Source organism: Marmoricola sp. URHA0025 HA25, assembly GCF_054059435.1.
In genome coordinates, this window is the sequence record NZ_JBSSCD010000001.1 from 2,423,692 (window position 1) to 2,437,292 (window position 13,601).

13 protein-coding genes are annotated in these 13,601 nt (G+C 69.9%); 6 read left to right on the top strand and 7 right to left on the bottom strand.

Annotation, left to right across the window (positions count from 1 at the left end; genetic code table 11):
• Positions 1–7 precede the first annotated feature (7 nt).
• Positions 8–505 carry a beta-class carbonic anhydrase gene (locus tag ACVW00_RS11935; RefSeq protein ID WP_457111115.1) on the top strand — a complete coding sequence of 166 codons (498 nt, stop codon included), beginning with the start codon at positions 8–10 and terminating at the stop codon, positions 503–505.
• A gap of 19 nt (positions 506–524) precedes the next feature.
• Here ACVW00_RS11935 and ACVW00_RS11940 read toward each other — a convergent pair whose 3' ends face one another.
• The 4 genes from ACVW00_RS11940 to ACVW00_RS11955 all read right to left on the bottom strand — a co-directional run bounded on the left by ACVW00_RS11940 (position 525) and on the right by ACVW00_RS11955 (position 5,002).
• Entirely contained in the window at positions 525–1,325 is an 801-nt protein-coding gene (locus tag ACVW00_RS11940) for an SGNH/GDSL hydrolase family protein (protein ID WP_457111116.1), read from the bottom strand.
• A 129-nt stretch (positions 1,326–1,454) separates the two neighbouring features.
• A complete protein-coding gene (locus ACVW00_RS11945) occupies positions 1,455–1,949 on the bottom strand; it encodes a nitroreductase family deazaflavin-dependent oxidoreductase (RefSeq protein ID WP_457111117.1) in 495 nt (164 codons plus the stop codon).
• A gap of 1 nt (position 1,950) precedes the next feature.
• Complete coding sequence (locus tag ACVW00_RS11950; RefSeq protein ID WP_457111118.1) at positions 1,951–2,877, bottom strand: alpha/beta fold hydrolase; 927 nt, start codon at positions 2,875–2,877, stop codon at positions 1,951–1,953.
• Positions 2,878–2,977: 100 nt separating this feature from the next.
• Positions 2,978–5,002 (bottom strand): DNA gyrase/topoisomerase IV subunit B, encoded by a 2,025-nt coding sequence (locus tag ACVW00_RS11955; RefSeq protein ID WP_457111119.1) that lies wholly within the window; start codon positions 5,000–5,002, stop codon positions 2,978–2,980.
• A gap of 431 nt (positions 5,003–5,433) precedes the next feature.
• Between ACVW00_RS11955 and ACVW00_RS11960 the strand changes: the two genes are divergently transcribed.
• From ACVW00_RS11960 to ACVW00_RS11970, 3 genes are all read left to right on the top strand, one after another.
• Entirely contained in the window at positions 5,434–5,667 is a 234-nt protein-coding gene (locus tag ACVW00_RS11960) for a DUF7455 domain-containing protein (protein WP_457111120.1), read from the top strand.
• 137 nt (positions 5,668–5,804) lie between these two features.
• Complete coding sequence (locus tag ACVW00_RS11965; RefSeq protein ID WP_457111121.1) at positions 5,805–6,281, top strand: DUF456 domain-containing protein; 477 nt, start codon at positions 5,805–5,807, stop codon at positions 6,279–6,281.
• The gene (locus tag ACVW00_RS11970; RefSeq protein WP_457111122.1) at positions 6,281–7,123 is read left to right on the top strand and encodes an EamA family transporter; all 843 of its coding nucleotides are present in this window, start codon (positions 6,281–6,283) and stop codon (positions 7,121–7,123) included. The genes ACVW00_RS11965 and ACVW00_RS11970 overlap by 1 nt, the downstream gene beginning before the upstream one ends.
• A gap of 69 nt (positions 7,124–7,192) precedes the next feature.
• Here ACVW00_RS11970 and ACVW00_RS11975 read toward each other — a convergent pair whose 3' ends face one another.
• Positions 7,193–9,121: a hypothetical protein gene (locus tag ACVW00_RS11975; protein ID WP_457111123.1), complete on the bottom strand. Its 1,929-nt coding sequence runs from the start codon at positions 9,119–9,121 to the stop codon at positions 7,193–7,195.
• Positions 9,122–9,456: 335 nt separating this feature from the next.
• Here ACVW00_RS11975 and ACVW00_RS11980 point away from each other — a divergent pair, with 335 nt between their 5' ends.
• Entirely contained in the window at positions 9,457–10,242 is a 786-nt protein-coding gene (locus tag ACVW00_RS11980; RefSeq protein WP_457111124.1) for an enoyl-CoA hydratase/isomerase family protein, read from the top strand.
• A 77-nt stretch (positions 10,243–10,319) separates the two neighbouring features.
• Entirely contained in the window at positions 10,320–11,525 is a 1,206-nt protein-coding gene (locus ACVW00_RS11985) for an MFS transporter (protein ID WP_457111125.1), read from the top strand.
• On the opposite strand, the gene ACVW00_RS11990 is transcribed toward ACVW00_RS11985, so the two are convergent.
• Together ACVW00_RS11990 and ACVW00_RS11995 are read right to left on the bottom strand one after the other, a co-directional pair.
• On the bottom strand, positions 11,513–12,838 hold the full coding sequence (locus ACVW00_RS11990; protein WP_457111126.1) for an RNA polymerase sigma factor: 1,326 nt from the start codon (positions 12,836–12,838) through the stop codon (positions 11,513–11,515). The genes ACVW00_RS11985 and ACVW00_RS11990 overlap by 13 nt on opposite strands.
• Before the next feature lie 164 nt (positions 12,839–13,002).
• Positions 13,003–13,563, bottom strand: a complete 561-nt coding sequence (locus ACVW00_RS11995) for an HhH-GPD-type base excision DNA repair protein (protein WP_457111127.1) — start codon at positions 13,561–13,563, stop codon at positions 13,003–13,005.
• Between the last annotated feature and the right edge of the window lie 38 nt (positions 13,564–13,601).

Consider the following 13,601-nt stretch of genomic DNA (forward strand, 5'->3'; position numbering starts at 1 on the left):
CTGCCGGGTGAGCGCCGACTTCGATGATCTCCTTGCCGCCAACCGCGACTTCGCCCGGGACTTCGGGCTGGCCGGGTTCGACGGGGTGGCTCACGCAGGCATCGCGGTGGTCACCTGCATGGACTCGCGCATCGACCCGCTCGGCATGCTCGGGCTGAAGGCCGGCGACGCGAAGATCTTCCGCAACCCCGGTGGCCGGGTGACCGAGCAGGCCCTCGAGGCGCTGGTGCTCGGGGTGCACCTCCTCAACGTCGGCCGCATCCTCGTCGTGCCGCACACCCGGTGCGCGATGACCTCGAGCACGGAGCTCGAGCTGCAGGAGCGCATCAGCGCATCGGCGGGGCAGGACGCGACCTGGCAACCGTTCCACGTCGTCACCGACCAGCGGGCTGCTCTCGAGCAGGACGTGCGCAAGGTGCGGTCGCACCCGTTGATCCCGGCTGAGACCAAGGTGGGCGGCTTCCTCTACGACGTCGACACCGGCCTGCTCGACCAGCTGGTCTGAGCAGGCCGGCGTCGTTGCGTCAGAGCAGACCGCTGACGAGCGGGGTGTAGCCGGACGACTGGCCGGTGCGGTTCGGGTGGTAGCTCTCCGAGATGGGGTTGGAGAGCCCGTTGAGCCACTCGACGCTGTCGCAGACCGCGTGTCCGATGAAGCGGCTGGTCGGGTTCGCGAAGCCGAAGCCCTTTGCCGATGCTGCCGCGGCCAGCTTGGAGTTGAGCAGGTCGGCGGTCTGGTTGAGCCGGGTCTCCTCGCTCGGGCTGAACCAGGTGGCCGCGTTGCAGTCCTCACCGTTGAAGACGTGCGGGTAGCCGACGATGACGACCTTCGCGTTCGGTGCCTTGGACCTGATGCTGGCGTAGAGCGTCGACAGCGACCCGGGCAGCGTGTTGTTGATGTAGCTCTGCGCCGTGTTGACCGCACCGTCGCAGTTGCTCATCCAGCCGGGCTGCGCACACTCGGTGATCACCGAGGAGAACCCGGCATCGTTGCCGCCGACCGACAAGGTGACGTACGCCGTCCCGGTCGACAGGGCGCCGAGCTGCTTGCTGGTCACGTCGGAGACCTTCGCGCCGGAGCAGGCCTGGAAGCTGAGCGCGTAGCCGCGTGACTGCGAGATCAGGTAGGGATAGGCATAGGTGGAGCGCTGGCACGACGTCCCGTCGCTGATGTAGGTGCGGGTGCCGACTCCTGAGGAGTAGGAGTCACCGAGAGCGACGTACGACGGTCCGGCCGCGAGCGCGGGTGCGATGAACAGCTGCGTGACGAGGGCGATCGCCGCAACGGCGAGGCCTCCGATCCAGGTGGTGCGACGTGGCCTCATCCGAGCTTGTCTCCTTGCGGTCATCCCTCCCGCACGGTCACGCGTGTGACCCGCGTCACAGCAAAGCGGTCGCGCGCGCCGTTGTCCAGCACCCGGCGCCGTTCACCGGAGTGCCGGCTCGCGCTCTCGCTAGCGGGGTTCGAGGACCACGACGGGGATCTCGCGGTCGGTCCACTCGGCGTACTTGGCGAAGTCGGCGTACAGGTCCACGAGCCTGGGCCACAGCGCCGCACGTTCTTCGCCGGAAGCAACGCGAGCCGTGACCGGGCGTCCCCGCTCCTTGCGGAGGTGGACCCGTGTGTCCGGGCTGGCCACCAGGTTCGGGAACCACTGCGGGTTGTTCGGCAGCCCACCCTGGGAGGCGACGACCACCAGGTTCGCTCCGTCCCGGAGGTAGAGCAACGGGGTGGTGAACTGCTTGCCGGACTTCCGGCCGACGTGCTCGAGCAGCAGCGTCGGCACGGGCTTCCTGAAGCCGGCACCGATCCGCCAGTTGCACCCGACGCGCCCGTTCGTGAGCTTGAAGGCGCGGACCTGGGCCCTCGCCATGTACTTGATGAGCGTGACGGTCGCCGGGGAGTCGAGGCCGCCCGGACGCTCGTCGGGCAGGGAGAAGCGACCCATGTCAGTTGTCCTCCGAGTCGGTTGCCGGGGGGACCGGATGTTCCACAGCGCCGGGCGACCCGAGGAACGCCAGGATGTGCCCGGCCACCGTCGTCGGGTCCTCGAGGTGCAGGAAGTGGCCGGTCCGCGGCACGAGCGCCGCAGCCGAGGGTGCCTTGATGCGTGCCGCGACCACGTCGAAGAACCGCGGGTCGAGGGCGCCGTCCCGGTCGCCGTGCAGGTACAGCATCGGACGCAGCGGCTCGGCTGCGAGCGCACGGGACGCCGGCCGCACCAGGGTCCGGTAGTACGACACGGCACCCTTCGCGTGCGCTCGGTCAGGCACGGCCGCCCGAAGCAGCTCCAGGTCCTCGGTCGCGTCGTAGCCCGGCGACCAGGCGGTCCACAGTCGTCGCGCAAGCCAGTGGAAGCGTCGCTCCGCGAGGCCCGGCACCTGGTTGAACCCGATGTACCAGGATCGCGCCGGCTGGCGCAGGACGGCGCGGGTCCAGGTCGGGAGCGTCTCCCGGGTCGGGTTCATGAACGCAATCGGTGGCAGGGCCAGGGCGACGTACCGGTCGAACGGCGAGCTCGTCCGTCCGGCGAGTACGGAGGCAGCCAATGCGCCCCAGTCGTGCCCGAGGAGGACCGCCCGCTCGTCGCCGCCGAGGCGTTCGTGCAGGGCGGCCGCATCGCAAGCAGCAGCCAGGACGGAGAAGTCGCCGTCGGCCGGGCTGCCGGTCGGTGCGTAGCCGCGCAGGAACGGCGCGACCACCCGCCAGCCTGCGTCCGCGAGGAGCGGTGCGATCCTCCGCCACGTCCGGGCACTGTCGGGGAACCCGTGGAGGGCGACCAGCAGCGGGGCATCGGACGAGCCCCACTCGAGCACCGACGCGGTCAGGCCGGGCAGCTCGACGGCGTGCTCCCGCGGCGCGGTCGCCAGGGTCACGGGTGGGACCGCCCGTGGCCGGACGACGCGGCGATGAGGTCCATTGCGGGACCGTACCAACCGGTTGGATCGAGCTACGGACGGTGGCCGGCCACGGGCCTCACGCGTCGATGGCGTCCTGGTCGACCTCGTAGGCACCGGCCACGATGAAGTCCTTGCGCGGTGCCACGTCAGCACCCATCAGCAGCTCGAAGACCTCCGCCGCCGCGGCGGCGTCGTCCACGGTGAGCTTGCGCAGCGTGCGGTGGCGGGGGTCCATGGTGGTCTCGGCCAGCTGGTCGGCGTCCATCTCACCGAGGCCCTTGTAGCGCTGGACGGGGTCCTTCCAGCGGACGCCCTTCTTGGTGAGCTCGGCGAGCTTTCGCTGCAGCTCGGGGTCGGAGTAGGTGTAGACGTACTTCTCCATCCCCTTCTTCGGGTTGGACAGCTCGATCCGGTGCAACGGAGGCACCGCGGTGAAGACCCGGCCCGCTTCGACGAGATCGGGCATGTACTTGAAGAACAGCGTCGCGAGCAGGCAGCGGATGTGGGCACCGTCGGAGTCGGCGTCGGCCATGAAGATGATCCGGCCGTAGCGGGCGGCGTCGAGGTCGAAGGTACGGCCCGAGCCGGCTCCGACGACCTGGATGATCGAGGCGCACTCGGCGTTCTTGAGCACGTCGGCGACCTGGGCCTTCTGGACGTTCAGGATCTTGCCGCGGATCGGGAGCAGGGCCTGGAACTCCGAGTTGCGCGCGAGCTTCGCCGTGCCGAGCGCGGAGTCGCCCTCGACGATGAACAGCTCCGAGCGCTCCACGTCGTTGGACCGGCAGTCGGCGAGCTTGGCGGGGAGGGCCGAGGACTCCAGCGCGTTCTTGCGTCGCTGGGTGTCGCGGTGCTGTCGCGCGACGAGTCGCGTCTTCGCCGCGCCGGCCACCTTGTCCATCACAAGCCTGGCCTGGGCCTTCTCGGCACGCTTCGTCGAGGTCAGGAACCGCTTGAGCTCGCTCGAGACGACCTTGCGCACGATCGAGCGCGCGGCGGGCGTGCCGAGCACCTCCTTGGTCTGGCCCTCGAACTGCGGCTCGGCCAGCCGGACCGTGACGATCGCGGTCATGCCCTCGAGGACGTCGTCCTTGATCACGTCCGCGTCGCTCACCTTGAGCACCCGCACGCCACGCATCGCGTCGTTGAAGGTCTTGGTCAGGGCCGCCTCGAAACCCGCGACGTGGGTGCCGCCCTTCGGGGTGGCGATCACGTTGACGTAGGACCGGATCTCGTTGTCGTAGCCGGTGCCCCAGCGCAGGGCGACGTCGACGGTGAGCTCGCGCTCGACGTCCTGAGGACTCATGTGGCCCTTGTCGTCGAGCAGCGGCACCGTCTCGACGAAGCGCTCGGCACCCTGCAGCCGCAGGACCTCGGTGACCGGCTCGTCGTGGCTCAGGAACTCGCAGAACTCCGAGATGCCGCCGTCGTGCTTGAACCGCTCGGTGACCGGGGTCTCGCCGCGCAGGTCGGTGATCACCAGCTCCAGCCCCGGGACGATGTACGACGTCTGCCGGAGCCGGGTCACCACCTCGTCGTAGCCGAAGGTGGCGTCCTTGGTGAAGACCTGCTTGTCCGGCCAGAACCGGATGCGCGTGCCGGTCACGCCCTTCTTGACGCGTCCACCCTTGTGGAGGCCGGACTCGGGCTTGAAGTCGACGTCGGGCCCGTCGCCCTTGAACACTCCCGGCACGCCGCGCTGGAAGGACATGTGCTGGGTGGCCGGCGAGCGGTCGACCTCGACGTCGAGACGCGACGACAGGGCGTTGACGACCGACGAGCCCACGCCGTGCAGGCCGCCGGTCGCGGCGTACGAGCCGCCGCCGAACTTCCCGCCCGCGTGGAGCTTGGTGAAGACGACCTCCACCCCGGACAGCCCCGTCTTCGGCTCCTTGTCGACCGGGATGCCGCGACCGTTGTCGTGCACCTCGGCGGAACCGTCGGCGTGGAGCGTCACCTCGATGTGCGTGCAGACCCCGGCGAGTGCCTCGTCGACCGCGTTGTCGATGATCTCCCACAGGCAGTGGACCAGCCCACGCGAGTCGGTCGAGCCGATGTACATGCCCGGTCGCTTCCGGACGGCCTCGAGCCCCTCGAGCACCAGCAGGTGCTGCGCGTTGTAGGTGTTGTCGACGATTGCGGGATCCTCTTCGTAGCGGGCGATCCGACGCTCACGGGCGGGTTCGGTCCCGGTGCCGCGTCAGTACCTGAAATCTACTCAACGGCACCGACGCGTCGGCGGCCGACTCGCTCATCTGACGGCGTCATGACCGGCGCTTCCGCGCGTCTCTTGTTACGAACGTGCAAATTCGACGCAACACAGCGGTTCTTATGCCGATGATTGTCCATGGCTTGGGTCACACTCGAGTCATCGTTCGTCTCAACCCGGGTAATTGGGTCGGGCGGGAAGAATCAGCCGTGATTGGATGTTGAGCCCGGTGACAGCCCGGAGAACGTGAGGATCGTCCCCGGAACTTCCTCGCAGGCCCCGCGTTGGAACAGGCACCAGTACCAGGAGAGAGAGAGGCCACCGTGACCACTGCGACAGCCCCGAGTGCGACGCCGCTGACCGCGGTCGACCGCTGTGACCGCTGCGGTGCCCAGGCATACCTTCGGGTGTCCCTGCAAGGCGGCGGCGAGCTCCTCTTCTGTGCCCACCACGCCCGCGAGCACGGCGACAAGCTGCGCGAGATCGCGGCCTACGTCCACGACGAGACCGACAAGCTCGCCGACACCCCGGCCGTGTCCGCGCAGGACGACGCCTGAGGCTCCCTGAGCGCTGACGATGCCCCGGTCCGGTGACCGGGGCATCGTCGTCTCCGGGTGTCGTGGCGAGCGACTTCTCGGCCGCCACGACCGAAAAGACCTCGAAGCGGGCCGACCCGTGCTGACAGGATCGCCACGTGTCCGGTCTCGAGGTCCTCGTCGCGCTCGCGATCGCGGTAGGCCTGATCGGAGTGCTCGTCCCCGCCCTTCCCGGAAGCCTTCTCGTCGCCGCCGCGATCGTGGTGTGGGCGCTCGCACAGTCCGGGACCACGGCCTGGCTGGTGGCCTCGGTGGCGCTCCTGCTGCTGGTCGCGGGCACGGTCGTGAAGTACCTGGTCCCCGGGCGCCGGCTCCAGCGGGTCGGCGTACCCACGCGCACCCTGGCGGCCGGAGCAGTCCTCGGGATCGTCGGCTTCTTCGTGATCCCGGTCATCGGGCTGCTCGTCGGCTTCGTGCTGGGCGTCTACCTGTCCGAGTCGAGCAGGCTGGGCCCTCGCGAGGCCTGGCCGGCGACCGTGCACGCCCTCAAGGCGGTCGGGCTGGGGATCGTCATCGAGCTCGGTTTCGGCATCCTGGCCGCGGCGACCTGGGCCATCGGCGTGGTCGTGACCTGATGGTGGTGCTGCTCGCGCTGGTCTCGGCCACGATGTACGGCCTGTCCGACTTCGTCGGCGGCCTCGTCTCCCGCCGCGTCTCCGCGTGGCCCGCCGCCGTGGTCGGGCAGTTCTCCTCCACGGTGTGCTCGGCCGTGGTCGCGGTCTTCGTCGGCGGCAGCCCCGGCCACACGGACTTCGTGTGGGGTGCCGTCGCCGGTCTGGGCGCCGGGCTCGGTACGGCGTTCCTGTACCGCGGCTTCGAGAGCGGCCGGATGGGCGTGGTCGCGCCCGTCTCCGCGGTCGGGGCGGCGGTGGTTCCGGTGGTCGCCGGGGCGATCGACGGCGAGCGCCCGGGCGCGCTCATGTGGATCGGCATCGCGCTCGCGATCCCGGCGATCTGGCTGATCTCGACGGTGCCGGCCGCCACCCGGGGACTCGAGCGCGCGACGCTCGCTGCCGGGCTCGTCGACGGCGTGCTCGCGGGGCTCGGCTTCGGAGGCCTCTTCGCGGCGCTCGGCCAGGTGCCCGACTCGGCCGGACTCTGGCCGCTCGCCACCGCCCAGGCGTCCTCCGTGGTGGCGGTGATCGCGCTGGCGACAGCCCTGGGGGCCTCGTGGGTGCCACGAAGTCGGCGGGTGACCTGGGCGCTCACCACCGGGCCGCTGGGCGCCTCGGCCACGCTCGCCTTCCTGCTGGCCACCCACCACGGGTTCCTCACCCTGGCCGGCGTCCTGGCGTCGTTCTACCCGGCCGCCACGGTCCTGCTCGCGGTCGCCGTGCTGCGAGAACGCGTCCACCGCGCACAGGGGGTCGGGCTCGCCCTCTGCGCGGTGACGATCGTGCTCGTGTCGGTTGCCTAGCGACGTCGTCCCGACGCAGCGGTCTGTGGTCCCGCCCCCCGAACAGGACCACAGACCGCCCCCGCCGTCTCAGGGGCTCGAGACAGTGCTCCCGTTCGCGATGCTCAGCGTCGAGGTCTCCTGGCAGCTGTCCGGGATGGCTCGCTGCGCCAAGTTCGAGCTGCTGTAGCTGACCTTCCAGGAGTACGGCGCACCCGTAGCCGCGCTGATGGCCGTCGTGTTCGACGTGACGACCGTCTGCGGTGAGGTTCCGGCGACCGTCCGGCCGATCGGCCCGTAGACCGGTGTGCCCGTGCAGTTGGCCGTCGGGTACAGGGTGAAGGTCAGCGTGCCGTTGAGGTTGCCGCCCGCCGGCGCGCTCACGGTCGCGGAGTCGTTCGGGACCCACGACTGCGCGGTCGACACCGACGAGGCGACGGTGCTGACGGTCACGTCCTCGGTTCCGACCGTGCACGACCCGTTGTGCGTGAGGCCACTCGTGTTCGGCGACGAGCCGCTGTAGGTGGCGACCCAGTGGTAGCTCCCGGCCTGCGTGGGCACGAACTGGGGCGCTGGCGAGCTGTAGCTCCCGTTCCCCGAGACGGGCACCGTCGCCGACGTGTAGGCGAGAGTCGTGCAGTTGCCGGGACCGTAGAGCTTGAACGTGATGGTCCCGTCCGCTGCGGCCCCGGCGGTGCCGGTCAGGTTGATCACCGGGTTCGCCGGCTTCGTCGCCGTCCCGCCCAGCAGTGCCGAGTCGCTCACGGACTGACCGAGAGTGACCCCCGCGCTGGCCGTGGTGGACAGCGTGGCTGACACCGGGTTCACGTCGAAGCACTCGCCCGCGCTGGAGTCACCAGAGGACGGGATGCCGTTCGCGCTGTCCCCGCTGAAGGTTGCGCTCCAGCAGTAGCGGCCCGCCGACGTCACGTAGGCGATCGGTGACACCACCGTGACCGGGTACGCCGTACCGCTCAGGTTCGAGGAGCCGACCGTGGTCGCGGTGCCGACGCACGCGTTCGCCGAATCGACCTTGCACAGAGAGAACGCCACCGATCCGGCCGGTGTGGCCGTCCCGCCGGTGACGCCGACCAGCGCCGAGTCCTTGACGCCGACGACCCCGGTCCCGATGGACAGACCAGTGGCTGCGACGTTCGTGGTGCCGTCACTCTGCTTGGGCGTCGTGACCGTCGACGACGAGCAGTTCGTCACCGGGATCGACGGCTGCAGGATCGTGTCCTTGTAGTCCGCGGAGTCAGAGTTGCCGGTCACGGTGCTCGGGATGATGTTCGCGAACGACTTGCAGGCCGTGCTGCCTCCGAAGATCGTGTCGGTCAGGTTGACCGCAGCCTCCCCCCGGAACCCGTCGGGGCTGTACTGCGCCTCGGAGACGCTCGCGACGAGCGTCACCGGCGGGCCGAGGACCAGGTTGGGAGCCGTGCCCGACCAGGTCCTCACCGAGAGGTCCTTGCTGCCCCCCTGCTGGTCCCACAGGATCATGAAGTCGCCGGCCTTGCGGTGCGCCCACGGGTTGCAGCCGGAGACGAGCTCCGCGTCGGTCTTCGTGGAGTAGTCGCACGTGGCTCCGGCCGCGTCCTGCATGAACTCGAACGCAATGAAGCCGCTGCCGCTGTTGGCGTCGCGCTCCCACCCGAAGTACAGCCAGTCCTTGCCGGCGTCGCGCTGGGTCTTGAGCCAGGCCCGACGCAGGTCCACCTGGGCGTTCGGGTTCGTCGTGCCGAGCGTCGGGACGGCGTCGCTGTGGATGACCCCGATCTTTGTGGTGCTCGAGTTGAGCGGGCCCAGCTCCTTGACGTTGCCGAAGACATCGGTGAGCTCGGTCGCGCCGCCGTCCGGCACCGTGCCGTCGATCGCGAAGGGTCCGCTCGCGGCGTGTGCGGGTCCGCTGGCGACGAGGGCGCCGCTCAGCACCACGACGAGAGCGCCGAGAATGCCGACCGTGCGACGTCTGCCCGACCGTTTCCTGCTGCGGGCAGGCGAGAAGAAGGTCTTGTGCATGTGGAGTCCCCATTTCGAGCGTTCACGGACGCGTGCGCGTCCACGCACTGCACCGCGCCGCGACCCCCAAGTCGCTGCCCCGAACCACGGCTGACGAGACTCTCCCCCGACCTTGCTGGCCGATCCCTGACCGCCACGGACAGGACACTGCACGACCGCCCGCGCGCGCAATGGCACCATCGCCCCTGCCCGAACGGCCAGAACGACCTTCAGACGGGCTGATCCGTCTGGGCCATGAGGAAACGGGCGATGCCGGGCCAACCGGTGCGAATCCGCGCCACATCACCGTGGAACACGTTCTCACCAGGAAGTGGAACGTGTTCTAGAGTCGCCGCATGAGCCTCCTGATCGACGACCAGAACCGCGTGCGCACCCTCACCCTGGACCGGCCGGCCGCGCTCAACGCGTTCGACGAGGCGCTGTACGACGCGACCGCCGAGGCCCTGCTGGAGGCGGCCGAGGACCCGGGCGTCGCCGTCGTCCTGCTCACCGGCAACGGGCGCGCCTTCAGCGCCGGCACGGACCTTCTCGAGATGCACCGGATGGCGACCGACCCGACCTTCGAGCGGGGCAAGCACGGCTTCATCGGGCTCGTCGACGCGCTCGCTGCCTTCCCGAAGCCGTTGCTGGTCGCGGTCAACGGCGTCGGGCTGGGAATCGGAGCCACGATCCTCGGGTTCGCCGATCTCGCCTTCATGTCCACCACCGCACGCCTCAAGTGCCCGTTCACGAGCCTGGGAGTGGCGCCGGAGGCTGCCTCGAGCTACTTGCTCCCCCGGCTGATGGGTCGGCAGGAGGCGGCATGGATGCTGCTGTCCGCCGAGTGGGTCGATGCCCACGACGCGCTGAGGACCGGACTCGTCTGGAAGGTGTGCGAGCCCGACGACCTGTTGGCGACCGCCCGAGCCCACGCGGAGATCCTCGCGTCGAGGCCGATCTCGAGCCTCAGGGCCGTCAAGGACACCATGACCGCACCTCTGCGCGCCCAGGTCGCGGCCGCGCGCGAGCGCGAGAACGCCTGCTTCGCCGAGCTCATGGGCGGGCCCGCCAACGTGGAGGCGCTGACCGCCTTCGCCGAGGGACGCGAACCCGACTTCACGGCGCTGCCCGCCGGCTGGTGACCCGACCGCCCCGGTCCGCGGGCACGACTTCCCCAAACAAGTACCCGGCCATCGGCGGCACGTGATTGGTTGTGCCGGTGGGTTTCTCGACGTACGCCGACCTGGCACGGATTCCCGCCGTACGCCGCATCCTCGTCCTCGGCCTGCTCGTGCGCATCCCCCTGTGGTCCTCGGCCGTGGTCATCACGCTGCACGTGGTGACCCACCTCGACCGCTCCTACACCGAGGCCGGCATCCTGCAGATGGTGTACTCCCTCGCCCTGGCGGTGAGCGGCCCGTGGCGTGGCCGCCGGCTCGACCAAGTCGGCCTGCGCGCCGCGCTGGTCCCGTCACTGGTGATGTTGACGGTGTGCTGGAGCATCGCGCCGTGGGTCGGCTACTGGATCCTGCTCGCGTTCGTCGCGGTCGCCGGGCTGTTCACGATGCCGACCTTCTCCATCGTCCGGCAGGTGCTGATCGGTGCGGTGCCGGACGAGCAGCGCACGGCGGCGCTCTCGGTCGACTCCGTGGTCGTGGAGCTCTCGTTCATGATCGGCCCGGTGATCGGGGTGCTCGCCGCGACGTACCTTCCGACGCCCGTGGCGCTGCTGCTCTGCCAGCTGGCCGTGGTGATCGGCGGCATCGCGATGTGGCTGGTCAACCCGCCCATGGGGGTCGCCCCGGACGAGAGCACGTCCCGGCGCCGGGTCTCGGAGTGGCTCTCGCCCGGCGTGGTGGCGATCCTGGCGATCTCCGCCACCGCCGTGCTCATCCTGACCGGCGAGGACCTCGGGACCGTCGCAGCGCTCCGCGAGATGCACCACACGACGTCGATCGGCTGGGTGCTGGCACTGTGGGGGCTGGGCTCGGCGGTGGGCGGCATCGTCTACGGCGCCCTCCGCAGGCACCCGCCTGCCCCGGTCCTGCTCGTCATCCTTGCCGGCTCGACCGCGCTGGTCGCCCTGGGCGACGGGCGCGCGATGTTCACGGTGCTGCTGTTCGCCTCGGGCGTGTTCTGCGCGCCGACCATCACCGCCACGATCGACGACCTGTCCCGGGCCGTTCCGGCCCGCGTGCGGGGCGAGGCGATGGGCTGGCACGGCTCCGCACTCACCCTCGGCGGTGCGGTCGGTGCGCCACTGGTCGGTTGGGGAATCGACCACGGCGGCTGGCAGGGCGGCTTCGAGCTCGCCGGCTTCGTCGGGCTCGGCATGGCCCTGGTCGGCCTCGTGGTGCAGTCAGTGCGGCGCCGGGGTGCCGCAGGCGTGTCCGGCGCCGAGCTGGACGCGGCTCAGTCGAGGTAGTCGCGCAGGACCTGTGACCGGCTGGGGTGGCGCAGCTTCGACATCGTCTTCGACTCGATCTGGCGGATCCGCTCGCGGGTCACGCCGTACACCTTGCCGATCTCGTCGAGGGTCTTCGGCTGGCCGTCGGTCAGGCCGAAGCGCATGCTGACCACTCCGGCCTCACGCTCGGACAGCGTGTCGAGGACCGCGTGCAGCTGCTCCTGGAGCAGCGTGAACGAGACCGCGTCGGCCGGGACGATCGCCTCGGAGTCCTCGATGAGGTCACCGAACTCGGAGTCGCCGTCCTCACCGAGGGGCGTGTGCAGGGAGATCGGCTCGCGGCCGTACTTCTGGACCTCGATGACCTTCTCGGGGGTCATGTCGAGCTCCTTGGCGAGCTCCTCGGGAGTGGGCTCGCGCCCGAGGTCCTGCAGCATCTGCCGCTGGACGCGGGCGAGCTTGTTGATCACCTCGACCATGTGCACCGGGATCCGGATGGTGCGTGCCTGGTCGGCCATCGCGCGGGTGATCGCCTGGCGGATCCACCAGGTCGCGTACGTCGAGAACTTGTAGCCCTTGGTGTAGTCGAACTTCTCGACCGCACGGATCAGGCCCAGGTTGCCCTCCTGGATCAGGTCCAGGAAGAGCATGCCGCGACCGGTGTAGCGCTTGGCCAGGGAGACGACGAGCCGAAGGTTGGCCTCGAGCAGGTGGTTCTTCGCGCGCTTGCCGTCCTCCGCGATCCACTCGAGCTCGTCGAGCATCTTGGCGCTGAGCTTGCCGCCCTTGCCCAGCTTCTCCTCGGAGAAGAGGCCGGCCTCGATCCGCTTGGCGAGCTCGACCTCCATCTCCGCGTTCAGCAGCGGGACCTTGCCGATCTGCTTGAGGTAGTCCTTGACCGGGTCGGCGGTGGCGCCGGCGACCATGACCTGCTGCTCGGGCTCGTCGGTCTCGTCGGCGGCGGAGACCGTGAACGCCTGCTTCTCGTCCTCCACGATGGTGGGGTCCGCGACGACGTCGGCCTCGAACTGCTCGTCCGGTACGTCGACCAGCAGCTTCTTGCCGTCGGGCCCGACAGCCTGGACGGTGGCCTGCAGCTCCTCGGCGGTGACCGCCTTGCCTGCGGCCGCCTTCTTGGCCGGGGTCGCCGCCGCAGCCTTGGCCGCAGGCGCCTTCTTGGCGGGCGCCTTGGCTGCGGACTTCTTGGCCGGAGCCTTGTCAGCGACCTTCTCAGGTGCCTTCGCGCTCTTGGCAGGTGCCTTCTTCGGTGCGGCCTTGGCAGTCTTCGGGGTGGACTTCCGGGTGGTCGCGGTGGACGAGCTCGAGGACACGAACTACCTCTCGGTCAGACGTCTGGGCACTACTCGGGCGCGGCAAAGCCCGTACCTGTCAACAGCCGCACCGCCCATTCTGGCACGGACCTCCACACAACGACGCCACCGCCCACGTGGTCACGTGGCGTCGCGTCGGCCGACACGCGCGCGTGCGCCCCTCGTCAGGCGCGCGCAGCCGCCTTCTTCTCCTTCTTGTACGCCCGAACCTTCGCCAGGGAGTCCGCGTCGACGACGTCGGCGACCGACCGGTGGCCCTCGAGCGCGTAGTCGCCGACCGCCTGCTCCCAGCCCTCCGGGCGTACGCCGAGCTGCTTGGCCACCAGGGCGGTGAAGATCTGCGCCTTCTGCCTGCCGAACCCCGGGAGTGCCATCACGCGCTTGACCAGGTCCTCGCCGCTGGTCGCCTCGGTCCAGATGCGGCTGGCGTCACCGTCGTACTGCTCGAGGAGGAGCGCGGCGAGCTCCTGCGCGCGGCCGGCCATCGAGCGCCCGTAGCGGTGGATCGCGGGCGGCGTCGCGCACAGCTCCGCGAACGTGTCCGGGTCGGCAGCGGCGATCGCCCCCGGGTCCAGGCTGCCGAACCGCTCGAGGATCTTCGCCGGTCCCGCGAAGGCTCGCTCCATCGGGAACTGCTGGTCGAGCAGCATGCCGAGCAGGAGCGCGAACGGGTCCTCGCTGAGCACCTTATCGGCCGCGTCGTCACCGGTGATGTGGATCGCCATGGCCCAAGGATGCCTCACGGCGTAGGGCGAGCGCGGCG